We start from the raw sequence: 23,840 nt of genomic DNA, 5'->3' as shown, positions 1-23,840 counted from the left end.
CTCCCGTTTTTCATTATCGTTTATCTATTCGAGTCGTTAAACTATCACCAATCCACTGAATTAAAAATACAACTAGTAATACACAAATTGTCGCAACGATTGTTACATCGTTATTCCCTCTTTGGAATCCTTCTAAGTAAGCAAGTGTTCCAAGGCCACCAGCACCAACAACTCCTGCCATTGCTGTATAGCCTACTAAAGCAATTGTCGTAACCGTAATACCAGATACTAATGCTGGTAACGATTCTGGAATTAACACTTTCAAAATAATTGTGCTTGTTTTTGCTCCCATTGCTTTTGAAGCTTCAATTACACCTTTATCAATTTCGCGAAGTGCGATTTCAACCATTCTCGCGTAGAATGGTGCCGCTCCAATAATTAAAGCCGGCAAAGCTGCACTTGCTCCAAGAATTGTTCCAAGAAGAATCTTTGTGAATGGGATTAATAAAATAATTAAAATGATGAATGGTATAGAACGGAATATATTTACGAATGCTCCAATCACCGTATTAATTGATTTGTTTTCCCATAAATTATCTTTTGCTGTCATGAAGAGTAACAATCCTAAAATGAGTCCTAAAACAAATGTCGCAAGAGCTGCGATTGCCGTCATATATAACGTTTCACCAGTTGCTTCTAACATTTGATTCCAATCAACATTTGTGAGTAACTTATCCATGTGCAATCACCTCCAGCTCTACTTGATCTTGATGAATTCCTTCTATTGCTTGCTGGATCGCTGTTTCCTCACCATTTAAATGAACAACTAAACTACCGTAAGAACCGTTATTCGTTTGTGCGATATTTCCTTGCAAAATGCTAACTTCTATGTCACTGCGTTGCATCAATCGTTGAAGCACTGGTCTTTCTACAGCCTCACCGATAAACTGCAAACGAATTACTTTTCCATCTGGATATTTTTCAATTAAACTTTCAATCGTTTCATTTGTATCTTCAGAATCCGTTAACTGCTGTACAAATCGTTTCGTAATATCTTGCTTCGGATTACGGAATACATCAAGTACTGGACCTGTTTCTACAATCTTTCCTTTCTCCATTACCGCAACACGATTACAAATCTTTCGAATTACGTGCATCTCATGTGTAATGAGTACAATTGTTAAACCAAGGCGCTTATTAATGTCTAATAGTAAATCCAAAATTTGATCTGTCGTTTCCGGATCAAGAGCTGACGTTGCTTCGTCACATAAAAGCACTTGTGGATTGTTAGCTAATGCTCTTGCAATCCCGACGCGTTGCTTTTGTCCCCCGCTCAGCTGAGATGGGTACGCGTCTCCTCTTCCTTCTAATCCAACAAGATGAATTAATTCATCCACACGTTTTCTTCTCTTCGCTTTATCAACACCTGCAATTTCAAGTGGAAACTCTATATTTTCACGTACAGTTCGTGACCAAAGTAAGTTGAAGTGCTGAAAAATCATTCCAATTTCTTGCCTTGCCTTACGAAGTTCACTTCCTGTAATTGCTGATATAACACGATTTGCAATTGTAATTTGGCCAGAAGTCGGTTTCTCTAACTGATTAAACAATCTGATTAAAGAACTTTTCCCAGCGCCGCTATATCCAATAACACCAAATATTTCACCTTTTTCTATTTTTAAATTGGCGTTATCTACAGCAGTGACATCACCGCTTTTCGCCTTATATATTTTCCTTACATTCTCTAATAGAATCATGATGTTCACCCCTTTTTTAAATAAAAAGCGCAAGCGGATCGTTTAGAACAAGAGGGCGTTTGAATCCCTGACGTAGAGGCGCTTTTTGCCTCATAGGAAGGGATGAAACGACCGACTGTTCTAGCCGCTGGAGCTAGATTTCATAAAGATTTTAGGTCGACTCCGCAATTTTTTATTTTTAATGCGTGTAGTCCACTGTTATCATTACTTTTATTGTTTGAATGTCCTCCACATTCAAACAATAAAAAAACCTTTCTGCTTTAGAGAAGCAGAAAGGTTTTTATGCGTATATAACAACATTATCCCTCTCTCTCATCTCTCAAAGCATTTGCTTTGCAGGAATTGGCACCATTTCAACATAAGTTGACGGTTGCCGGGCTTCACAGGGCACAGTCCCTCCACCTCTCTTGATAAGAGAAATCAGATTCAATTTTCGTCTGATTTGAAATTTATGAAATTGTCTATATTTTATGACTTGAATTGTATCAATATACACTCACCATGTCAACAGAAATTTTCGCAAAAAATGAAACTTCAGAATTTTAAGCACCTACTGACATCGGTTTACATATATGAAACATCGATTCCACTAATAACATCGTTCGGTACGTTCCCGAATATTGTACACGTCCATCATTCATTAGCATTTGCAATCGTACATTTCCATTCACCAATTGTTCTATATCCTTTTCATCTAAGCAAATGATTTGTTCCGTTCCTCTTTCCTCATGTAGTAGCTCTATATAATCTCTTGAAATTTGTAACGAACAACTTTCATCTCCAAAGCGAAAATTAACAGTTTTTTCTTCTTGTCTTAAAAGCGGTTCTAAATGATATTGACCATTAGCGTAATTTACAAATGATTGAAGCAAAGAATATAATCTCACCCTAAATCACATCCTTCATATCACTTTCTATTACATACCATTCCCTCTCACTAAAGAGCAATCCTGTTATTTTCGCTCGACAAATACTGTAGCCACCCTGCATCTCGACATATTTCCCAAGAAATATGTCGAGGCGGCAAAAATTTTGCCGCCTACTTTAATTCCGTATATAAATATTCAACCGAATGAAATGCGTATATCTTCTTCATCAGTGTCCCATTTTCAAAAACAAGTAAACAAGGTACACTTTCAATCCCATACTCTTTCGCTAAATGCGGAGCATAATTTAAATCTAACATCCCAATTTTGAGGCCTTCAATTGTCATCTCAACGACTGTTAACATCTTTTTTGCTAATTGGCATGTTCCACACATTGGAGTATATACATATAATACTGTTTTTTCTTCGTTCTCTATTAGGGCTGTAGCTTCGGCTCCTGTCCAATCAATCACTTCTATCATTCCTTACCGTAAATATTCTGTATAAACATCAATGTCGGCTCCCCATAATACATTTGCTAAGTGTGTAGATGGCGCAGTTGCCACTTCTCGGTACGAGCGATCAATATAGATATGCTCGGCTTGCGGGAATTCTTTTCGAAATTGTTTCCTTAACTTTTCTCCAGCATCATCAGCATCCACTAGCACATACACTTCCTTATCAAAAAACTGATCAACGAGCTCATCCATTTTCGACAAACCAATTGTACCATTTGTACAAACAATTTCCACCGGTTCACGAATAATAGATTCAATCTTTCTTCTATCTGATGTACCTTCTACAATAATGACTTTTTCTACATAAATCATATGTCATCACCCGATCACCATATACTATATAACCTTGAACTTAGTATATAGTATATTCGTTATTTTCATGTTGTTTCCTGTTTATTTTTGCAAAAGAAAAGCGCAAGCGGCTCATTCAGATTGTGAGGGGGATGGAGCTTCTGACGTAAAGGCGCTTTTGGCCTTGCAGGAAGAAGCGAAGCCACCGAACAATCTAGCCGCTGGAGCTAGACAATGAAAAGCGCAAGCGGCTCGTTTAGATTGTGAAGACTTATGAAACCTTACCACAAAACAGTTTTTCTCATAATAGCTTATTTATTTACATATAACTTGAATTTCATTATTTCACAAAAAATAAAAAAGGACAGCACAAAGGCTGTCCTTTAGTCGACTATAATTAGTCTTGGTTTGTCATTTCTGCATATTTTTCTGCAGTTAATAACTTCTCAACTTGGCTTGCATCAGAAAGTTCAACTTTAACCATCCATGCACCCTCGTATGGAGATTCGTTAACAAGTTCTGGTTGGTCACTTAATTCTTCGTTTACTGCTACAACTTTACCGCTTACAGGTGCGTATAACTCAGAAACTGTTTTAACAGATTCTACGCTTCCGAATGGCTCGTCAGCTTCGATTGTTGCACCTACTTCAGGAAGTTCAACGAATACGATATCGCCTAGCTCACCTTGTGCAAAGTGAGTGATACCGATAACAACTTCATTACCTTCAGTTTTTACCCATTCGTGTTCTTCAGAGTAACGTAAATTATTTGGAATGCTCATGACTGTACCTCCAGTGAATGTATTAATTATGTAAAAATACCTTATTGGTACTTTTTCCACACACTTTCAAACTGCTCTTCGTTAAAACCAAGTGTTACATTCGTTCCATCTGTTACAATTGGACGTTTAATCAACATGCCATCAGATGCTAAAAGCTCATACATTTCGTCTTCGCTTGCATCTTTCAACTTATCTTTTAGACCAAGTTCACGGTAACGCATTCCACTTGTATTAAAGAATTTTTTTAATGGTAATTCACTTTTTTCATGTAAATTACGTAAATCTTCTTTTGATGGTGGATTTTCAACAATATGAATCATCTCATATGCTACATCGTTTGCCTCAAACCATTTCTTTGCCTTTTGACATGTGCCACACTTTGGATATGAATAAAATGTTACTGTCATAAATTCACCTACTTTTTTACTAACCTTTACCTTTATCATATAGAAAACGTTTTATTATTTCAAACCATTATTCGCTAAACTTTTACTTATTTCGTGATAATTTTTAATAATCCTGCGAATTTTTCTTATTTTTCCGCCATTTGTTAAGAAAAAAATAAATATATAAATTTTTTAGATTCTGCACCAAACATATATCTTAAACAAGCGTTTGATTAATTCTCCATTTTCTTTCTTAACCTTTGAACTACAGAGTTTCTTTCTACCGAACATACAGCTTAAACAAACGTTTGATTAATTCTCTATTTTTCTTTGTCAACCCTTGAGTTACATCGGTTTCTTCCTACCGAACATACAGCTTAAACAAACGTTTGATTAAAAAAATAAGAAGCCTCGTTTACAGGCTCCCTCATCATCTATTCAAATAATCTGCGATGGTTTGAAATACGACTATATACATATTATGAATACTTTCTTCTGTATTTCCACCATTAGATAAACCAATTGCCCATTGTTGCCCTTCACCACTTCCGATATTTGCAAAGCCTTGCGTATACATAGCATTTACATCTTTTCGTGCACTGTTATACTCTATTCCTTTTGTAATAAAAATTGAATATGATTTATCTTGTAAACCGATAAAAAACACTGGTTTCTTTAGCGATGAAAATACATTTTTATACTGCTCTGTTGAGGCTTCTTGAAAGTGATCTTTCATTATGAGAAAACCATCCACTTCCTTAGATTTCTTTTCCAGTTCCTCTAACTTCATTTCTTCAAACTTTACATTCCTAAACGTATCTTTCGGCTTTTCTCCAACAACTCCAATTACGAGTGCTCTTCCGTTATATTCTAATTTCTCTCCTTCTTTATCCTTTGCACACCCAGCACCGACTAGGCATATCAATATAAAAAATAAGAAATACGATAAACGCTTCATTTAGCACCCTCCCCTTCTTTTTAGTCAAGTGACAAAAACGTAAGGTTAATTCAAGAAAATGTAAGTAAAATCGATAGCCCAATTCACGTTTCTATATTATAATCAATTGAATTTACTTACATTACTAAACATAGGAGATCAACATGAAGAAATTTAAACTTTCATCTTTTCTTCCGTTAAGTTATATACTTCTACTCGTGCTCGTAAGTCCCCTTTACGACGTATTAAATAAATCGACTGTTCACGCAGTAGACGTTACAACTGTAGTAGATGATTGGATTCCATTTGTAAAAGCATTTATTATTCCTTATTTACTTTGGTTTCCATACTTATACGGCGCACTTATTTATTACTGCTTTGCTGACCGAAAGCAATATTATGTCACTTTAAGTAGTGTTATTTTTGGAAAGCTTGCTTGTTTTTCTATTTATTATTTTTGGCAAACAACTGTACCGCGTCCGACTGTCGTTGGAACAGATGTATTTTCTGAACTAGTTCGCTATATTTATAGTATCGACCAGCCAGTAAACTGTTTCCCTAGCATTCACGTTCTTACTACATTTGTAATTATGTTAGCTGCCTTTAAGCGTAGAGAACAGCATGCTTTTGAATATTACATCCTTACTTTCTTCGGTACACTTATTATTTTATCAACGCTATTTACGAAGCAGCATGCCTTTGTAGATGCCATTTCTGGAATGACGCTTGCAAGTATACTTTACTTCGGCGTTCAGCTCTTATTGGCCAAAGAACCAATAAGAGTTCCAGTAAAACAAAATCATAGAATGTAGCATGACAAAAAAGCAGACTGTGGCTTCTCAGTCTGCTTTTATATATTATTAAGGAGATTTTCAACTTAAGATTGCGGTACAGTCATATCACCAGAGTGAATACGACCTGCTTTTTTAAGAGCAATGTAAAGTATATAAGAAACAGCTACTGGAATGACGATATAAGTAATTACCATCGCCGGGAGAACTTCCCATCCTTGGCTGGAAATTAAATTAATTGGTGCGATAAGAGAACTTAATCCAAGACCTGCAATTTCCTTTCCTGCTTCCAGTTGGAAAATTAATGCGGATACTGGACCGACTATAGCACTGGCAACGACAGTTGGGACAAGAATCATTGGATTTTTAGTGATATTTGGTAACTGTACTTTCGGAGTACAAAGTGCTTGAGCTAATATGCCACCTAAATTATTTTCTTTCGCTGAGATGACAGAGAATCCGATAAACTGAGCGACGCATCCGGCAAGAGCAGCACCACCTGCAACACCGTCTAAGCTAAGTGCAATTGCTAACGCAGCTGATGAAGCTGGAGAGATAAGTAATAGCCCCCAAACTACTGCAATGACGATAGAAGCAATAAACGGACTACCAGCTGAGCTATCTTTAATAAACGCTCCAACTGCATTTAAAACAGGAGTAATATTATGAGATAACCAAATACCAACTAAACCAGAACCTAATATTGCTGCAAATGGAACGAGCATCATATCTAACGCAGTTTTTCCGCTTAAACGTTTACCAATATATACAGCTAAAGTTGCTGTTAATAATGCACCGATTGGCTCACCTGTTTTAATAATTAGACCGGCTTCAGTAATTGAAATGGATCCGGCACCAATTGCTCCGGCTACCATCGCCGAGAAGATTACAAGACCGTTTGCACCGAGCATAAAAGCAATTCCGGCACCAATTGCCGGTGCCATTAGTGATTTTGCAACAACTCCGATTGTAATAAGTAATGGTATATCAACAATTCTTCCTATATTTTCGATCAGTAAACCAATTCCGAGGGATACGAAAATACCTTGTGCGATTCCAGCAGATGCTTTAAATACACGAGACATTATATATTCCTTCATTTGTTTCACCTTCTTCTATAAGTTAGTAACCAATTGTTGTCATATAATCACGTAAAATATCGTTTGATTTTGCGAATCGAGATTCTTCATCCTCTGTTAAATTGAGTTCTACAACTTCTCTTATACCATCTCTAGTAATAATAGCTGGTACTCCTGTACAAATATCATATTCACCGTACTCACCATCTAAAATGGCTGATACAGCAATGACACGGTGATCATCATTAAAGATTGAACTCGCAATATATGCTAGAGAATTTCCAATTCCGTAATAAGTAGTTCCTTTACGTTTATAAATTTCCCAACCAGCTTTTGCAGTCTTCTCAACAATTTCATCTAAATCTATTTTACCAAATCGTTCTTTTTGTTCTTCTAAAATTTGCAGAATTGGCTTTCCACCAACAGTTACGTGAGACCAAGCAACCATTTGAGAATCACCATGTTCTCCTAATGAATACCCATGAATACTACGAGGGTCTACATGTAACATTTCAGATAAAATTGTTCTTAAGCGAGAAGAATCTAATGATGTACCTGTACCGATTACGCGATTTCTAGGTAATCCAGATAATTTCCACACTTCATATGTAATAATATCAACTGGGTTCGATGCAAGTAAGAAAATACCATCAAATCCACTTTCCATTACGCCGCCAACAACACTTTCCATAATCTTCGCACTCGCTCCTAAAGTATCTAAGCGACTTTGTCCAGGTTTTGGTGCTGGCCCTGCTGTAATAATAACAATGTCCATATCTTTGCAGTCTTCATAGCTTCCTGCATATACTTTTGTTCTTGTATTTGTAAAGTTAATGCAATGTGATAAATCCATCGCTTCCCCAACTGCACGTTCATGATTTATATCAATTAATAATAGCTCTTCGCAAATACCTTGATTCACAATAGAATACGCACAACTTGATCCAACTAATCCAGTACCGATAATTGCAATTTTTCTTGTATGTCTTTTCATAGCAATCTCTCCTAATTGATCATATAATCTATTTCTTTTGTTCTTTACAATCCTAATTATAGAGGTTCTCACGATAGAAACCATGGATACTTTGTGAAATATTGAACAAAGTTTTTGTCCTTTTTGTGAATTGTTATATTCCATTTTCGTCATATTTGTTACAACTGGAAAAATATTTATTATGTATTTATTGACATATACAAAAAGAAAACGAGCGAATAAATTCGCTCGTCTTCTTTTTCCTGTTATTCCGCACTTAATTGACTTTTTAATTGCTGTACAATCATTGGATTAGCAGGTGCTGCCGGTTTGTAATAACTCTTTTGCTTTGCATACTCATACATATTACGTTGGCGCGCCTCGTCTTGATTACGAATTTGAATTAACGTTTGATGTAACTGTTCATTATCAGACTGAGCAATATAATTTGCATAGCTTGTTAAACTTGCATTCAATCCTGCTAAATAATCATTTACCATATCTTTTTCATTCATTTTCCGCTTCCTCCTATCCTAGGAAAGTCATTAATTGCTGTTTCGTATTTCGTGCATCTTGCGCATCTTTTTGTAGCATTTGTTTCAGTTGTGGATCTGTACACGTCTGTGCATACTGCTCCAACTTGTTAATAATTGTTGCGTGTCCACCAATTAAATGACGTAAATTTTCTACTTCAAGCTCTGTTAAGTTTTGCATATAACATACCCGCCTTTCTTTGTTCATTCATCATTAGTATTTGGTTCTTTTTGGATTGTATTCATCAACTTTTCCCACATATAAACAAAATAAAAGATGAATAGCTAGGCCATTCATCTTTTATGCTAAATATTCATTCAATTTTATAAAGAAACAATCATACTTATACTCACAAGTAGGTTCCATACAATATGTAAAATGATGCTAGGTAAAATAGATTGTGTTTTCTTATATAACATAGCAAATACAATCCCCATAATCATTGCCGTAACTGGAAAACCACCATGAAGAATCCCAAAGATAAAGGAAGAAATAATGATACCAACTAGAAAACTATATTTCTTTTCAAAAAATCGATACAAAATACCTCTATATAAAATTTCTTCTTTAATTGGTGTAATTATAGCAACACTTAACACATATATAATACTTTGTAGACTATTTTGAAGTCCTAAGCTCCCTAATTGATCTCGTTGCTGCTCTGCACTTTCAAAGCTAAACAACTCTAACATTACATACTGAGTTAATGCAATGATGATAAAACCTATTAATAAATACAAGTAGGTTTTCCCATTTTTTAAAATAGATACATCCCATATGTTCTTAATAAAATGAAGCACTGGTTTATACGCAAATAAAACAATAGTAACAACAGCTGCATCAAATAGAAGTAAATAATAGCCCTCTAAATTAGCACGTAATACCTCTTCTCCAAAAATTCCAAGGGCTAAAGCAAGGAATAATCCCCCTAAGAGTGAGAACCCTAGAATGCTTGCAATCGTTACAACTAGATTTTTATATGTTATGTTATCTACTTCTCTTTCTGCATTATACGCGTCTAATACTGTTTTTCTCATACTATTCCTCCATTTGTTTTCATTACCTTAACAAAAACCCTTTAATACAAATATATAGATAATATAACAAATTTTTCAAAAAGAATAATATGCAATTTTACATATCATGAAAGCTTTGTATTATATAGTTTTTGGAATTAGATTACTATAGAATAATTATTAGATGAAATTCCAAAAATTTCTTATCTATCCACCATAACCCTCGCATCATATAAATTTTATTAGTTAAAGGAGCAATGAACATGAAAACACATGACTTCCTTACAGAAATCCAGAAGGGCTCTGAGCCTAGTCCATATCAAGATCCTACCGTATTCAGTTTCGTTTGCTTTTTCTTAGCCATATACACATTTTTCAAACCTGCTAAATAATATCATGTAATGAGAAAAAGCCTACCGCTCTTTTCGAATTATATGCACTAAAAAACCTTAGAATCACTTCTAAGGTTTTTGTTTGCCTCGCTTCTTATTCACGTAACCCTTTAATAAACGTTTCCAACAATACATGTAAACTTATATCTAAATCTAACGGCAAACCAAATCCGCCCTGTTGTTCAATCGAAGCAAATCCATGACAAATACTTCTGAATCCGCGTGTCGCATGAAGTGCATTCTCTCCTTCTAAGCCATACTGTTGTAAAACCTGAAGACAAAGCTTTACAATTCCGTCACCTGCTTTTCTTACTTCTTCATCTCGTAAAAAAGTTGCTTCATATAGTCCAGGATGTTTTCGGACAAATGCTACATATGCTTCTCCTAATGCATGAATTGCTTCATCCATACGTTTATCCTCGGCTGCTTCTTCCAGTTTGTTATGCAGCTGTTTTATTCCGTAAATACCAAGATGTTTCCGTACATCTTGTAACCCTTTTACATGATTATATAGTGAGGGCGAACGTATCCCTAATCTTTGCGCTAATGAAGCTAACGTTACTTCTTGTATTCCATTTGTATCTGCAATTTCTGCAGCTGTTTCTACAATTTTCTGTAATGTAAGTCCGATTCTCGGTGACATAAATTAACCCTCTTTCTTACTTTCTATATTCCGCTTCGCTTCCTTAATAGCAAGCTCTATGACAGCCCCTGGATCCTTTATCATTTTTCCGTGCCCTGCTGCAAGCAAGGAAGGCTCATATTCGCTTAGCTTCTGTGCACTTTGTAATGATATTTCTTTGCTCCACGTTGCCATCGCCGGAAACGGAAACCAAAATTTTATTTGTCCCGAAACAGCCATACCTCCTCTTGTTTGGAATGCATCCCCAACAATAAGAGCTTTATTTCTTACATCAAGAAACGACATGGAGCCCGGCGTATGTCCCGGTGTCATAATCGCAAGAAGCGATCCAACTCGGTCGCCATCTTCCAATAAAACATCAGGTACCGTTTTTAATTTTTTAGGTACACCGCCTTTTATCGGTATATTCGGTTCATCCTTTTGTAACGTCGTATCTCCTTCTAACAGCTTTGCGTCCCGCTTAGAAATATAGACTGGAACATGAGGAAGTACTTCCTTTAATGCGTCTAATGCACCAATGTGATCATCATGCGCATGTGTTAATACAATTTTAGTAATTGGTTTTCCTATTTTCTCAGCCGCCTGTAAAATACCTTTTGCGCTATATGGCAAAGCCGCATCAATTAAAGTTAAACCATCTTCTTCCTCTACAAAGTAACAATTTACAGGAAACGCTCTTGGCAAAAATGACAATTGATATAACGTTTTTTCATGTATCATCCTCATAGTCCCATCTCCCTTTTCACGAAAACTAATACCATTAGTTTTATTATACTAATGGTATTAGTTTTATGTCACTAAAAATTTCTTTTTTTCAAAAAAAAGAACAGTAGCCGTATAAACGACTACTGTTCTTTAAAGATATTAAACTGTGTAACGCTCATCTTCTAAAATTTTCGCAGCGATTTCACGTTTCTTCGGAATTACGTTAAGTGGTGTGTGGCGAGTTAATTTACGTAATGATGATAACATCATGCGCAGCATGTCGCCGTTTTCAACTGCGATAAGTGTTTCTTTCGCATCTGCTTCGATTTCGTTAAATGCTTCTTGGCAGAATACTTCAGTGTATAACACTTTTTGTTTATTCTTTTCAAGACCAGTTGTTTTGATTGCTTTTTCTGTACGAAGAACAGCTGATTCCATTGCGTATAGATTGCTTACGATGTCAGCGATATTTACCAGAATTTCTTGCTCTTTATCTAATGCTTTACCGTATTTTTGAGCCGCTAATCCAGCTACCATTAAGCCGATTTTCTTCGCATTAGTTACTAAATACTTTTGAAGTGCTAATGGCTCATCGCCTACTTCTTCTGGCATCATCATCATTAACTCTTCTTGTAATTTTTGTGCTTTTTGAAGAAGTGGTAATTCACCTTTCATCGCTTTACGTAAGAACGTACCTGGTACGATTAGGCGGTTAATTTCGTTCGTTCCTTCGAAAATACGGTTAATACGAGAATCACGGTACATTCTTTCAATCTCGTACTCTGCCATAAATCCGTAACCACCGTGAATTTGAACACCTTCATCTACTGTATAGTCTAATACTTCAGAACCGAATACTTTGTTTAAAGAGCACTCGATTGCATATTCAGCGATAGAAGCTGCTACTGCTTTACCATCTTTTACTTCTTCTTCAGATAATGTGCTCATGCGGCTTTCGAATAAACCTACTGTACGATATACAGAGCTTTCAGCTGCATATGTTTTTGCTGCCATATTCGCAAGTTTCTCTTGAATTAATGGGAAGCGAGCGATTGGTTGTTTGAACTGTTGACGTTGGTTTGCATATTGTGCTGAAATTTCTACTGCACGTTTCGCAGATCCAACTGTACCAACACCTAATTTATAACGACCGATATTTAAAATGTTGAATGCGATAATATGACCTTTACCGATTTCACCAAGTAAGTTTTCTTTCGGTACTAACGCATCTTCTAAAATTAACGTACGAGTTGAAGAACATTTAATACCCATTTTCTTTTCTTCTGGGCTTGTAGATACGCCAGCGTAGTCTTTCTCTACGATAAATGCTGAGAAGTGCTCTCCATCGATTTTTGCATATACAATAAATACGTCAGCGAATGCAGAGTTTGTAATCCACTGTTTTTCACCGTTTAATACGTAATGTGTACCTTCTGCATTTAAACGTGCAGTTGTTTTTGCACCTAATGCGTCAGATCCTGAACCTGGCTCTGTTAATGCGTATGCAGCTAATTTTTCACCAGTTGCAAGTAATGGTAAATACTTTTTCTTTTGCTCTTCGTTACCGAATAATACGATTGGTAAAGATCCGATACCTACGTGAGCACCGTGAGTAATTGCAAAGCCACCAGCGCGAGAGAATTTCTCTGCGATTAACGCTGAGCTTACTTTATCAAGACCAATTCCGCCGTACTCTTCTGGTACGTCAGCGCCTAATAAACCAAGTTCCCCAGCTTCTTTTAAAAGACGAACTGAACGATCAAACTCATGTTGCTCTAAATATTCAAGCTCTGGAAGAACTTCATTTACAATAAAGTCCTCTGTCGTTTTTGCAATCATTTTATGCTCAGATGAAAAATCTTCTGGCGTAAACACTTGATCAATCGTAATCTCATCTACTAAAAAGCTACCGCCTTTAACCGCATTTCCTACTGTTTTTTCCATGAAAATTTCCTCCTTCATATTTTCATGAGCCGCTTCTCTCTTTTTGAAAGAAGCTGGCTCTCCCTTTTTTTTATAAACCTTTGTTGCTTCCATTTTTTTTTATAATCCAGTTCCAGCGGCTAGAACAAGCCACTTCCACTTTTTTTAAATCCAGTTCCAGCGGCTAGAATGTTCGGTGGCTTCGCTTCTTCCTACGAGGCAAAGAGCGCCTCTACGTCTGAAGCTCCATCCCCCTCACATTCTGAACAAGCCGCTTCCACTTTTTTTATAGTAATTCAAATACTCCCGCTGCTCCCATTCCGCCGCCGATACACATTGTTACGATACCGAATTGTTCGTTGCGGCGTTTCATTTCGTGAATAAGAGATAGTGTTAGTTTTGCTCCTGTACAGCCAAGTGGATGTCCAAGTGCGATTGCACCACCGTTTACGTTTACTTTTTCTTCATCTAAACCAAGTTCACGAATAACTTGAATTGATTGAGAAGCGAATGCTTCATTTAGTTCAAATAAGCCAATATCAGATAGCTCTAAGCCAGCTAGTTTTAACGCTTTTGGAATTGCAGCGATTGGGCCGATTCCCATTACTTCTGGTGGTACGCCAGCTACTGCAAATGAACGGAATTTCGCAAGTGGCTTCATGCCATCGCTCACTGCTTTTTCGCGATCCATTAATAGTACAGATGCTGCACCGTCACTCATTTGTGAAGAGTTACCAGCTGTTACAGAACCGCGAACGTTAAATGCTGGACGTAATTTACCTAAAATGTCTAGCGTTGTTTCTGCTCTTACACCTTCGTCTTGTGCGAAAGTGATTGTTTCTTCTTGCAGTTTGTTATTTGATCCAACAGTACGTAACGTTACATCTACAGATACTGTTTCATCAGCAAAGTTTCCTGCAGCTAATGCTTTCGCAGCACGTTGATGACTTCTTACTGCAAATGCATCTTGCTCTTCACGAGAAATTCCATATTTCACAGCAACTTGCTCTGCTGTATGTCCCATACCCATATAATATTCTGGAGCCGCTTCTACAAGGCGACTATTCGGACGAACAACGTGTCCCATCATTGGAACTAAACTCATTGATTCTGCTCCGCCTGATAATACAGCTTCAGAGTGACCAAGCATAATACGCTCTGCTCCGTAAGCGATACTTTGTAAACCTGAAGAACAGTAACGGTTAATCGTAATAGCTGGAACATCGTAAGAAAGTCCTGCTAATCCGCCGATATTACGAGCCATATTTAAACCTTGCTCTGCTTCTGGCATCGCACAACCGAAAATTAAATCATCGATTGGTCCTTCATAATTCGCACGCTTTAACGTTTCCTTTACTACTAACGCCCCTAGATCGTCAGGACGAACTGTTTTTAATGAACCCCTCTTTGCTTTTCCAATTGGTGTTCTTGCTCCCGCAACAATGACAGCTTCTCTCATGAACGATATCTCCCCTCGTTATTAGTTACGTAATGGCTTTCCTTTTACAAGCATGTGCTGCATTCTTGCTTGTGATTTCATCTCACTTACTAAGCTAATAAATGCTTCACGTTCTACATCTAATAAATATTGCTCATCAACTTCTGTTCCGTACGGTACTTTTCCGCCCGCAATGACATATGCAAGTTTCTTAGCAATGTGAAGATCGTACTCTGAAATGTAACCAGATAAATGCATTGCTTCCGCACCAAGTGCAAGAGTTGCATATCCTGTTTCCCCAACAACTGGTATCTTTTTGCGGATCGGCGCTTTATAACCAGCTTCATATAAAGCAAGTGCTTTCTGTTTCGCATCGTATAGTAAGTGATCACCATTCACACTAATACCATCTTTATCACCTAAGAAGTTATGAGAAACTGCTTCTTGTCCTGAAGTTGAAACTTTCGCCATTGCGACTGTTTCGAACACTTTATTTGCAACTTTTTGCAGATCAAACTCTACACCGTTTGCCATTTTGTTTAAGTGTTTAATGTATAGCTCTTTATTACCGCCTCCGCCAGGGATTAAGCCAACACCAACTTCTACTAAGCCCATATACGTTTCACTAGAAGCTTGAATGCTCGCTGCTGGTAAGCAAACTTCTGTACCTCCGCCAAGCGTCATACCATATGGTGCTGCTACAACTGGCTTAGAAGAGTACTTAATTTTCGTCATTGCATCTTGGAAGTTTTTCACAACCCACTCAATTTCAAAGTAGTTGTCGTCTTGTGCTTCCATTAAGATCATTGCTAGGTTCGCACCAACGCAGAAGTTCTTCGATTGGTTACCGATAACAAGACCTTTATAATTCTTTTCTACTTCATCAACAGCGTAGTTAATCATTTGCGTAATATCCATACCGATTGCATTGCTCTTCGAATGGAACTCTAAGCAAAGGATGCCGTCGCCTAAATCAATTAAGCTCGCTCCGCTATTTTTCTTTAATACACCATTTTTCGCTTTTAATTGCTTAAGAGAAATTGCTTTTTTATTACGCTCGATTAGTTTATATTCGCCATTATCGTAATAGTAGCTATCGCCGTTATCATGTTTATAGAAAGTAGTGAAACCTTTCTCTAACATTTCTTTCACCCAAGTAGGAACAACTACGCCGTTTTCTTCCATCTTTTGAACAGATTTTTCAACGCCGATTGCATCCCACACTTCAAATGGCCCTTGCTCCCATCCAAAGCCCCACTTCATCGCTTGGTCAATTGCAACGATATCGTCAGCAATTTCTTTATGAAGTTTTGCAGAGTATAAAAGAGTTGGTGTAATGATGTTCCATAATAACTCTCCTGCGCGGTCTTTTGCGTATACAAGCGCTTTCAATTTATTCGCTAATCCTTTTTCTTGTTTACTTAACTCTACGGATGCAGCTTTTAATTTTTTACGCGCTTCGTATTCCATCGTTTCAGGATTTAATTCTAAAATTTCTTTTCCTTGTTTTAAGAAGAAGCCTTGACCCGTTTTACTTCCAAGCCATTTTTTCTCCAGCATGTCATGCATGAAAGCTGGTACTTTAAATACATCACGCTCTTCTTCTTGCACATTTTCATATACGTTATTTGCAACGTGTACGAATGTATCTAAACCGACAACATCTAATGTGCGGAACGTTGCGCTCTTCGGACGACCAATAAGTGGGCCTGTTACAGAATCAACTTCCCCAATGCTATAGCCGCGTTTTACCATCTCTTGAAGAGTAACAAGTAAACCGTACGTACCGATGCGGTTTCCAATAAAGTTTGGTGTATCTTTTGCGATAACAACGCCTTTTCCAAGAACGTCTTCGCCAAATAGTTTCATGAAGCTTAATACTTGTGGATCTGTTTCTTTCGTCGGTATTACCTCTAGAAGTTTTAAATATCGTGGTGGGTTAAAAAAGTGTGTGCCTAAGAAGTGTTTCTGGAAGTCGTCTGAACGACCTTCTGCCATTTTTTCAACTGAAATACCTGACGTATTCGAGCTTACGATAGAACCCGGTTTACGAACCGCATCTACTTTTTCAAATAGTTTCTTTTTAATATCTAAGTTTTCAACTACTACTTCAATAATCCAATCTACATCAGCTAGACGCTCAAGGTCATCTTCTAAGTTACCTGCTTCAATCAGTGCTAAATTTCCTTTCACTGTCAGAGGAGCTGGTTTTTGCTTTAATAGTTTTTGCACAGCCGTATTACTAAAACGATTTCTCACACTTTTATGTTCTAATGTAAGTCCCTTCGCTTCTTCTTCTTTCGTAAGCGCAGGTGGTACAATATCAAGCAATAATGTCGGAATACCAATATTAGCTAAGTGTGCCGCAATTCCCGAACCCATTACGCCTGAACCTAGAACAGCAGCCTTTTTAATTTGGAACATCCAATTCTCCCCCTATTCTTGAATGAATGCTCATTCAATTTTTCGACATAAGTCGCAATCAATGAGTGAGCCTCTACTAATAAATATATGATACTGTTTAAATTTTCGCAATATATTTATTGATAAAATTTTCTGAAATAAATATTTTTCTTTTATTTGCCCATGCTATATATGTATTTTCTTCACTAAAATACACTTTCCCTTTTTATAATCTGACGAAACTGGAGGAATATATATGGCAAAACTTAAGAAGAACCCTTCAAAGGCTGGAATTAGTGCAGCTAGTGTAACTGGAAACGCAGGTCCGCATAACCACGGCGTGGAAAAAGGACGTCAAGGTAATAACCAACAATATAAAAAGCATAATATGGGCGAAAAATAACGCTATATTTTTGGGCAGAGAACGTGGCATAATGATTAATGGCTGCTTTTTCTGCCCAATTTATTTGTAACAAATGAGGGAATTATAATGAAACGAACAATAGTTATGATTGTAATGATTGCCACACTATTTACAGGGATGATTTTCTTCTCCTATGCACAAAGGCAACAATCTGTAAGAGCTGATCAACCTAATATTACTGGGCAATACGGAGTTACAATCGATGCAGACACAGGTGAAATTTTGTATGGGAAACGTGAAGACGAACGCTCTTATCCGGCTAGTATAGCCAAAATGATGACAACCCTTCTTTTACTAGAGAATGTAAAAGAAGATGAAGAAATTACAGTTACAGAAAACGCAATTAAAACAGAAAGTCAAAGTAAGAAAATTAAACTTCGTGCTGGGGAAAAGTTAAAACGTGATGAGGCATTAAAACTGATGCTTATCATTAGTGCAGATCCAATAGCTGAATCAATTGCAGAACATATTGCAGGATCAAAAAATGAATTTGTAAAAATGATGAATGCTAGAGCGAAGGAACTCGGTACAAAGCATGCGACTTTCAAGAACGCAAGTGGTGCTGATGCACTTGGAAATAAAGTATCGCCATATGACATTGCTATTATTACGAAAGAAGCATTAAAGTATCCAGTTGTTTTAGAATATATGAATTCAACACGTACAACTCTACATACTTCAGAACGCTCTCCAAACATCGCAAACTACGGACGAGAAGAACTATATGACGATCCATATGCGATTGGAAGTAAAAGCGGTCTATCAGCACTTGGCAAATATACAGTCGTAACAGTGGATGAAAAAGACGGTAAACGCGTCATTAACGTCGTATTATCTTCTACTCGCGCGCAACTATATCCTGATACGAAGAAAATGGCACATTATGCATTTCAGCAATTAAAATAACCAAGGAGTATTTTCTCCTTGGTTATTTTTTAACCATACCTTTTAATACGAACGCAACGTTTGCTGGACGCTCTGCTAGACGGCGCATGAAATATCCATACCAATCGTTTCCATAAGGTACGTAAACACGCATTTTGTAACCTTCTTTTACTAGCTCAAGTTGACGCTCATTACGAATACCATATAACATTTGGAATTCAAATTGATCCCTTGGAATATTATGTTCTTCAGCAAGTTTTTTTGTATATTCAATAATCGCTTCGTCATGTGAAGCAATTGCAGTATAATTTCCATTTAATAAGTGCATTTTAATAATCTTTTTATAATTGTCATCTACATCTTTCTTGTCCGGGAACGCCACTTCTTCAGGTTCTTTATAAGCTCCTTTTACAAGACGTAAATTAGGTTTATAAGCATTTAAATCCTCAATATCTTTTTCTGTACGATATAGGTAAGCTTGAATAACAGTACCAATATTATCGTACTCAGATTTTAACTGTTTAAAGATATCAATTGTCTTTCCGCAGCGTGTATAATCTTCCATATCAATTGTAACGAACACACCATTTTCTTTTGCAGCTTCTAAAATACGGCGCATATTGTTCATTACGATTTCATCAGAGATATCTAATCCCATAGAAGTCATCTTTAAAGAAAGCTGTGAATCAAGACCTTCTCTTCCAATTGCACGGATCGCTTCAATCGATTGGTTAGCCATTTCATTTGCTTCCGCTTCATTATCAACGAATTCACCTAAATAATCGATTGTTACACAAAGACCTTGCTTATTTAATTGTTGAATGGCAGCTGTCGCTAATTCAATCGTCTCCCCTGCGACGAAGCGACCTGCACCAAAGCGTAAACCGTACTTTTTAGCCAGTTTTGTTAGCGCTTTATTTTTAGATAAGAAAAGAAACGAATTTCGCATTAATTGTTCCATGTAATTCACCCCTATGACTGTAATTTATCTGTTTTTTACCCCTCTTCAAAATTATATCATTGTTTAAAATTATTGGATACAAATAATTATTTAGATAATTTATAAAATACTATAAAAACATTTAAAAACCTATATTTCTGCTTATAAATATACCTGAAATATTTTTCGACATTTAGAAAAATGGAGTTTAATAGGCATAAAATAGGCATGTCGAAAATATTCGACATGCCTATAAAATCCTTTATATTCCATGTAAATTATATAAGGATATTAATACAGAAAACTTGCGATTATATTTACCTCAAGTTTTTTTATTGCTCATTTCGCTTCTCTTCATTCAGCCTTTTAATATCTGTAATTAACTGTACCATCTCTTCTTTCGCATCTGGATAAGTTTCATTCCAATGCTTTACTAAAGCTGGCATCGTCTTAGCTATGTAAGAATACAGTGCCCACTTCTGTACCTGTTCTTTTCTCTCTTCATTGCTCTCTCCAAGTAATAATTCCGTGTATTTCTCTAACAACCCGTCAAATTGTTCATTAAACTTTTCACTCATCTTATTTACCTCCTATATGAAAAAAGCAGCGAAGATCGCTGCTTTTTCTTATAATTTTGATCGAACAGAGTTTAATTTTTTCTCCATTGTGCTTACTTTATCACGACGATCATCAATACGAATAGTTGTTGCAACACGCTGTGCACCTTTCGTATATGGAACTTCATGCATTTGTTGAATTACTTCTAGAATGACAGGAAGATCTCCTTCAATAATTGTATTCATCGGTGTTAATTGATACTTCACGCGATCTGCATTTTTCTCTAGCACCTTTTGTACTTCTGCTACATATTCACTAACACTTGGATTACCTGTTCCTACTGGAATAATCGATACATCAACAATTGCCATAGTAGTCTTCCTCCTATAATCGTTTCTTATATATCCATTGTCTATTTTACCGAAATCCTCATCATTTTACTAATATGTTACTCTTCCACTTTAAACTGCTCGACTAATCTTTCTAAATCTCTCATATGTTCTGTCAAACTTTCCATCGTGTGAGCTACCTTTTCTAAATGATTCACCTGTGATTCCGTTGCAGCATGTACCTCTTCAGAAACAGCTGCACTTTCTTGACTCGTACCAGCAATTGTATGCATTACCGCTGTAATTTCCCCTTGCTCATAACCTATGTTATGTACCTCTTCTACAATTTTTTCAACTGAAGTACTAATCGTATTTACAACTGACATAATTGTACGGAACTCCATTTCCGCCTCTGTCGTCACTTTATTTTGCACATCTGCAATGTCTTTCAATTTACTTACAACTTCTACAACCCTTTTTACTTCTAATTGTACATCACCAATCATCATTGTGATTTCTCCGGTTGCCTCTTTTGATTGTTCCGCTAATTTCCGAACCTCTTCAGCAACAACCGCAAATCCCTTACCTTGCTCACCTGCACGGGCAGCTTCAATCGATGCATTTAAAGCAAGTAAATTTGTTTGATCCGAAATACCTTTTATAAGCTCAACAACATTTTGAATCGATCCAACTCTTTGTTCTAACTTATCCGATGCTTCTTCTGTATGAACAACAATCGAAGATGATTGTCCCCTCGTACGGATTAAATTCCTCATTGTATTTAATCCTTGCTTAGATGCCTCTTCCGCTTTGCCAGCCACTCCTTTTATTTCACCAACGGAGCTATTCATTTGTTCTACTGACTCCGCCATATTCTCGAGCTGAGCTGAAACTTCATCCACACTATTCGCAAGAGTAGAAGCTCCTCCGCTCACATCATCCATCGCTCCTGAAACTTCTCTACTAGCCGCTACTGTTTCGTTCGTTAAATAATGTAAACTATTCGTTGATTGTTGCACCGTTGATACGCTGTTTTTAATTTTACTTACCATTTCATTCATTTGTTCAACCATATCATTAAAGTGCTTAGTCAACTCTCCAACTTCATCTTTACTTGTCACTTTCATTCGCAGCGTTAAATCGCCTTCTGCTACTTTTTGCACGTGATTCTTTAATAGTTGCAGTGGTCTTGCTAATCTTCTTGAGAACAAGTAGGAAGCTACGATTCCAACTAATAAACTAATACATGCCATTATAATAACTGTATTTCTCGTACTATTTAATAGCCCATCGATCGTTTCTTTCGGATAAAAGATTCCTATCGTCCATTTCATCGTGTCAAATGATTGACTATAAACAACTACATCTTCACCTTTTATTGTAGTGACCGCATATTTTGTTACCTCTTTATTTAAGCTCTGTATAAGTGGCTCTTTAGAAACATCTTTCCCTATCTTTTCTGGATAAACAAGAGCCATATTTTTATCATTTATAATAAACATTTCTCCGTCATTATTGTATTGAATATTGTGAAGCAACTTCTGAATCGTACCAAGCGATACATCCATCGCAACAACGCCTAATAAAGATCCATCTTGAGCTGTAATTGCTTTAGAAACACCTACACTTAACTTTCCTGTTGCAATTTCATAAGAAGGTTGTCCCCAATGGACCTTTTTTACATCAGCCTCTGAATCTTTATACCATGGTCTTGTCGTTGGATCATATCCTTCTGGCACTTGCCCACCTTCAGCAAGATTGGCACTTAATGTTTTTTTATCTTTCGTACCAATATATAAATCTAAAATACCAGGATGATTCTTTTTATACTCCGCAAACTCTTTCGTTAAAAACGCTTCCTCTTCTGGAGTAACCCCACCTTGAAGTATATTACGAATCATCTCACTGTTCGCGTAATACCCCATATCTTCATCCGTTCTTTGAACAAATGTCGTAAGTTGCTCTGTCACAAGATCCATCGCATTTTGAGAATACTCGTCTAAGGAACGCACTTCCTTTTCTTTCTGTAATTGATACACAGCTGTACCCAATATTACGAACATCATAGAAATAAGTACTGAAAACACTACCGCAATTTTTAAACGTAAACTTTTTAACATCTTCCCCCCAGCATCCCCTTCGCATTAAATTAAAATCTTATTAATCACTATATTAAGTATAATAGATAAAATTAAAAAATTGAAATTAATTCTCACCTTAATACAATTAGAAAACAGACTACCACTTGTGCAAAAACAAATAGTTCATTATCCTTAAAATATAATCTCATTCGTTCGGAGGGAACTATGTTACAAAAATTCGGTTTCTCACAATATGAAAGCCAGGCTTATGAAGTTGTCGTATCAAGCAATGAACCATTAGATGCTACAACAATTGTGAAGCATTCAGGTGTTCCAAAAGCAAAAATATATGAAGTGCTAGCACGCCTAATCGATAAAGGAATGGTAATGGATTCTGTTTCAGAAAAGAAAAAATTGTATACAGCATTACCACTAAAGCTAGCAATTGAAAAATTAACGACAGAATTCCAATCAAATATTAAAGAACTGGAAACAAATATATCAAAAAAATCATTTACAGATGACCGTGTGTGGAGCTTAAAGATGCAATCTTCTATTCGAGTTCAAAGTAAAGAACTCATTGAAAGTGCAAAAGAATCAATCCGTATTTCCGCTTGGAATGATACTCTTTTAGAATATCTTCCTTTACTAGAACAAAAAGCAAAACAAGGTGTTCAAATTGAGTCCCTTATTGTTGGAGAAGTAGAAACAGACTTAGAAAACATGCATTTTCTAATCCCAGCTGAAGAACCTAATGCATTAGAGCGCTACTTGCTACTCATCGTTGACGATCGTGAAATTTTATTTGCTGGCGTAGAACAAGAGTCATGGCAAGCGATGAAAACAATGTCACAACCTTTCGTAAAGTTCTTTACAGAATTTTTCTATCACGACGTTGCACTTGCAAAGATTACCCAGAAGCACCACGATCTCTTTATGGAAGATGAGGAAATTAAGAGTTTGTTGATGAAATTGAGGTACTAATTAAATAATAAAAAGGAGTCTAGTTTTTCACTTAGACTCCTTTTTATTTTGTTCCTTTATCTCCATCAACAGCTCAATGATTTTCTCATTTTGCTCTACCTGTTTCTCTGAATTTTGATAGATGAAACGAATCCATCTAAAAACAATGATAACTACAAATAACGGCAATACTGTGAATATAAAACCAATAATTGAATAATCCATATACTATCACCTCGCCATACACCCTTTTCTCCATTTACCTACTAAAACCTGCAATTTTTTAC

General features: G+C 36.5%; 28 protein-coding genes and 1 riboswitch. Of the genes, 5 read left to right on the top strand and 23 right to left on the bottom strand.

The window, feature by feature from the left end:
* Nucleotides 1-13: 13 nt before the first annotated feature.
* The 5 genes from HMAS_RS23070 to HMAS_RS23050 form a co-directional block, all read right to left on the bottom strand.
* Nucleotides 14-679, bottom strand: coding sequence for a methionine ABC transporter permease (locus tag HMAS_RS23070; protein ID WP_000359557.1), 666 nt, complete (start codon nucleotides 677-679; stop codon nucleotides 14-16).
* Entirely contained in the window at nucleotides 672-1,697 is a 1,026-nt protein-coding gene (locus HMAS_RS23065; RefSeq protein ID WP_000601790.1) for a methionine ABC transporter ATP-binding protein, read from the bottom strand. Before HMAS_RS23065 ends, HMAS_RS23070 begins: the two co-directional genes overlap by 8 nt.
* A 309-nt stretch (nucleotides 1,698-2,006) precedes the next feature.
* A riboswitch (SAM riboswitch) is annotated at nucleotides 2,007-2,114 on the bottom strand.
* Nucleotides 2,115-2,239: 125 nt separating this feature from the next.
* Complete coding sequence (locus HMAS_RS23060; protein WP_001242138.1) at nucleotides 2,240-2,584, bottom strand: hypothetical protein; 345 nt, start codon at nucleotides 2,582-2,584, stop codon at nucleotides 2,240-2,242.
* A 152-nt stretch (nucleotides 2,585-2,736) separates the two neighbouring features.
* Nucleotides 2,737-3,045 (bottom strand): thioredoxin family protein, encoded by a 309-nt coding sequence (locus tag HMAS_RS23055; protein ID WP_002025020.1) that lies wholly within the window; start codon nucleotides 3,043-3,045, stop codon nucleotides 2,737-2,739.
* Between the two features lie 3 nt (nucleotides 3,046-3,048).
* Nucleotides 3,049-3,393 (bottom strand): toprim domain-containing protein, encoded by a 345-nt coding sequence (locus HMAS_RS23050; RefSeq protein WP_000640870.1) that lies wholly within the window; start codon nucleotides 3,391-3,393, stop codon nucleotides 3,049-3,051.
* A 34-nt stretch (nucleotides 3,394-3,427) separates the two neighbouring features.
* On the opposite strand from HMAS_RS23050, the gene HMAS_RS27965 reads away from it, so the two are divergent.
* Nucleotides 3,428-3,610 carry a hypothetical protein gene (locus HMAS_RS27965; protein WP_124749732.1) on the top strand — a complete coding sequence of 61 codons (183 nt, stop codon included), beginning with the start codon at nucleotides 3,428-3,430 and terminating at the stop codon, nucleotides 3,608-3,610.
* Nucleotides 3,611-3,769: 159 nt separating this feature from the next.
* On the opposite strand, the gene gcvH is transcribed toward HMAS_RS27965, so the two are convergent.
* The 3 genes from gcvH to HMAS_RS23035 form a co-directional block, all read right to left on the bottom strand.
* Nucleotides 3,770-4,153: a glycine cleavage system protein GcvH gene (gcvH, locus tag HMAS_RS23045; protein ID WP_000026896.1), complete on the bottom strand. Its 384-nt coding sequence runs from the start codon at nucleotides 4,151-4,153 to the stop codon at nucleotides 3,770-3,772.
* Between the two features lie 41 nt (nucleotides 4,154-4,194).
* Nucleotides 4,195-4,560, bottom strand: coding sequence for an arsenate reductase family protein (locus HMAS_RS23040; protein WP_000218968.1), 366 nt, complete (start codon nucleotides 4,558-4,560; stop codon nucleotides 4,195-4,197).
* A 409-nt stretch (nucleotides 4,561-4,969) separates the two neighbouring features.
* Nucleotides 4,970-5,497 carry a hypothetical protein gene (locus tag HMAS_RS23035; RefSeq protein WP_000826877.1) on the bottom strand — a complete coding sequence of 176 codons (528 nt, stop codon included), beginning with the start codon at nucleotides 5,495-5,497 and terminating at the stop codon, nucleotides 4,970-4,972.
* A 143-nt stretch (nucleotides 5,498-5,640) separates the two neighbouring features.
* Here HMAS_RS23035 and HMAS_RS23030 point away from each other — a divergent pair, with 143 nt between their 5' ends.
* Nucleotides 5,641-6,288 carry a phosphatase PAP2 family protein gene (locus HMAS_RS23030; RefSeq protein ID WP_000713771.1) on the top strand — a complete coding sequence of 216 codons (648 nt, stop codon included), beginning with the start codon at nucleotides 5,641-5,643 and terminating at the stop codon, nucleotides 6,286-6,288.
* A gap of 65 nt (nucleotides 6,289-6,353) precedes the next feature.
* Here the strand turns inward: HMAS_RS23030 and HMAS_RS23025 are convergent, their stop codons facing one another.
* The 10 genes from HMAS_RS23025 to HMAS_RS22980 all read right to left on the bottom strand — a co-directional run bounded on the left by HMAS_RS23025 (nucleotide 6,354) and on the right by HMAS_RS22980 (nucleotide 17,394).
* The gene (locus HMAS_RS23025; RefSeq protein WP_000666172.1) at nucleotides 6,354-7,367 is read right to left on the bottom strand and encodes a PTS transporter subunit IIC; all 1,014 of its coding nucleotides are present in this window, start codon (nucleotides 7,365-7,367) and stop codon (nucleotides 6,354-6,356) included.
* 22 nt (nucleotides 7,368-7,389) lie between these two features.
* Nucleotides 7,390-8,340: an L-lactate dehydrogenase gene (locus HMAS_RS23020; protein WP_414635044.1), complete on the bottom strand. Its 951-nt coding sequence runs from the start codon at nucleotides 8,338-8,340 to the stop codon at nucleotides 7,390-7,392.
* A gap of 245 nt (nucleotides 8,341-8,585) precedes the next feature.
* Nucleotides 8,586-8,834 (bottom strand): spore coat protein, encoded by a 249-nt coding sequence (locus tag HMAS_RS23015; protein WP_001002981.1) that lies wholly within the window; start codon nucleotides 8,832-8,834, stop codon nucleotides 8,586-8,588.
* A 13-nt stretch (nucleotides 8,835-8,847) separates the two neighbouring features.
* On the bottom strand, nucleotides 8,848-9,033 hold the full coding sequence (locus HMAS_RS23010) for a hypothetical protein (RefSeq protein WP_001180555.1): 186 nt from the start codon (nucleotides 9,031-9,033) through the stop codon (nucleotides 8,848-8,850).
* A gap of 143 nt (nucleotides 9,034-9,176) precedes the next feature.
* Nucleotides 9,177-9,890, bottom strand: a complete 714-nt coding sequence (locus HMAS_RS23005) for a CPBP family intramembrane glutamic endopeptidase (RefSeq protein WP_001232991.1) — start codon at nucleotides 9,888-9,890, stop codon at nucleotides 9,177-9,179.
* Between the two features lie 465 nt (nucleotides 9,891-10,355).
* On the bottom strand, nucleotides 10,356-10,904 hold the full coding sequence (locus tag HMAS_RS23000) for a TetR/AcrR family transcriptional regulator (RefSeq protein ID WP_044306504.1): 549 nt from the start codon (nucleotides 10,902-10,904) through the stop codon (nucleotides 10,356-10,358).
* Nucleotides 10,905-10,907: 3 nt separating this feature from the next.
* Nucleotides 10,908-11,630 (bottom strand): MBL fold metallo-hydrolase, encoded by a 723-nt coding sequence (locus HMAS_RS22995; RefSeq protein WP_001242322.1) that lies wholly within the window; start codon nucleotides 11,628-11,630, stop codon nucleotides 10,908-10,910.
* Nucleotides 11,631-11,768: 138 nt separating this feature from the next.
* Complete coding sequence (locus tag HMAS_RS22990) at nucleotides 11,769-13,571, bottom strand: acyl-CoA dehydrogenase family protein (protein WP_002025016.1); 1,803 nt, start codon at nucleotides 13,569-13,571, stop codon at nucleotides 11,769-11,771.
* A 247-nt stretch (nucleotides 13,572-13,818) separates the two neighbouring features.
* The gene (locus HMAS_RS22985) at nucleotides 13,819-14,991 is read right to left on the bottom strand and encodes an acetyl-CoA C-acetyltransferase (RefSeq protein WP_001206345.1); all 1,173 of its coding nucleotides are present in this window, start codon (nucleotides 14,989-14,991) and stop codon (nucleotides 13,819-13,821) included.
* 21 nt (nucleotides 14,992-15,012) lie between these two features.
* On the bottom strand, nucleotides 15,013-17,394 hold the full coding sequence (locus HMAS_RS22980; protein ID WP_000486378.1) for a 3-hydroxyacyl-CoA dehydrogenase/enoyl-CoA hydratase family protein: 2,382 nt from the start codon (nucleotides 17,392-17,394) through the stop codon (nucleotides 15,013-15,015).
* Between the two features lie 235 nt (nucleotides 17,395-17,629).
* Here HMAS_RS22980 and HMAS_RS22975 point away from each other — a divergent pair, with 235 nt between their 5' ends.
* The gene (locus tag HMAS_RS22975) at nucleotides 17,630-17,776 is read left to right on the top strand and encodes a YuzL family protein (RefSeq protein ID WP_001096344.1); all 147 of its coding nucleotides are present in this window, start codon (nucleotides 17,630-17,632) and stop codon (nucleotides 17,774-17,776) included.
* An 87-nt stretch (nucleotides 17,777-17,863) separates the two neighbouring features.
* A complete protein-coding gene (locus HMAS_RS22970; RefSeq protein ID WP_044794995.1) occupies nucleotides 17,864-18,703 on the top strand; it encodes a D-alanyl-D-alanine carboxypeptidase family protein in 840 nt (279 codons plus the stop codon).
* Nucleotides 18,704-18,725: 22 nt separating this feature from the next.
* Here HMAS_RS22970 and HMAS_RS22965 read toward each other — a convergent pair whose 3' ends face one another.
* From HMAS_RS22965 to HMAS_RS22950, 4 genes are all read right to left on the bottom strand, one after another.
* Nucleotides 18,726-19,643, bottom strand: a complete 918-nt coding sequence (locus HMAS_RS22965) for a proline dehydrogenase family protein (RefSeq protein WP_000436783.1) — start codon at nucleotides 19,641-19,643, stop codon at nucleotides 18,726-18,728.
* 311 nt (nucleotides 19,644-19,954) lie between these two features.
* Complete coding sequence (locus HMAS_RS22960) at nucleotides 19,955-20,200, bottom strand: YusU family protein (RefSeq protein WP_001290594.1); 246 nt, start codon at nucleotides 20,198-20,200, stop codon at nucleotides 19,955-19,957.
* Between the two features lie 48 nt (nucleotides 20,201-20,248).
* Complete coding sequence (locus HMAS_RS22955; RefSeq protein ID WP_001018860.1) at nucleotides 20,249-20,551, bottom strand: MTH1187 family thiamine-binding protein; 303 nt, start codon at nucleotides 20,549-20,551, stop codon at nucleotides 20,249-20,251.
* 77 nt (nucleotides 20,552-20,628) lie between these two features.
* On the bottom strand, nucleotides 20,629-22,629 hold the full coding sequence (locus tag HMAS_RS22950) for a methyl-accepting chemotaxis protein (protein ID WP_000920272.1): 2,001 nt from the start codon (nucleotides 22,627-22,629) through the stop codon (nucleotides 20,629-20,631).
* A gap of 186 nt (nucleotides 22,630-22,815) precedes the next feature.
* On the opposite strand from HMAS_RS22950, the gene HMAS_RS22945 reads away from it, so the two are divergent.
* Nucleotides 22,816-23,574, top strand: coding sequence for a TrmB family transcriptional regulator (locus HMAS_RS22945; RefSeq protein ID WP_000939479.1), 759 nt, complete (start codon nucleotides 22,816-22,818; stop codon nucleotides 23,572-23,574).
* 27 nt (nucleotides 23,575-23,601) lie between these two features.
* Here the strand turns inward: HMAS_RS22945 and HMAS_RS27825 are convergent, their stop codons facing one another.
* On the bottom strand, nucleotides 23,602-23,778 hold the full coding sequence (locus HMAS_RS27825; protein ID WP_000386584.1) for a hypothetical protein: 177 nt from the start codon (nucleotides 23,776-23,778) through the stop codon (nucleotides 23,602-23,604).
* Nucleotides 23,779-23,840: the final 62 nt, after the last annotated feature.

The sequence above is a fragment of the Bacillus sp. HMA207 genome, assembly GCF_003402455.1.
GTDB classification, from domain to species: domain Bacteria; phylum Bacillota; class Bacilli; order Bacillales; family Bacillaceae_G; genus Bacillus_A; species Bacillus_A cereus.
The sequence above is the reverse complement of the archived record's forward strand: the minus strand, read 5'-3'. Positions and strand labels throughout refer to the sequence as shown.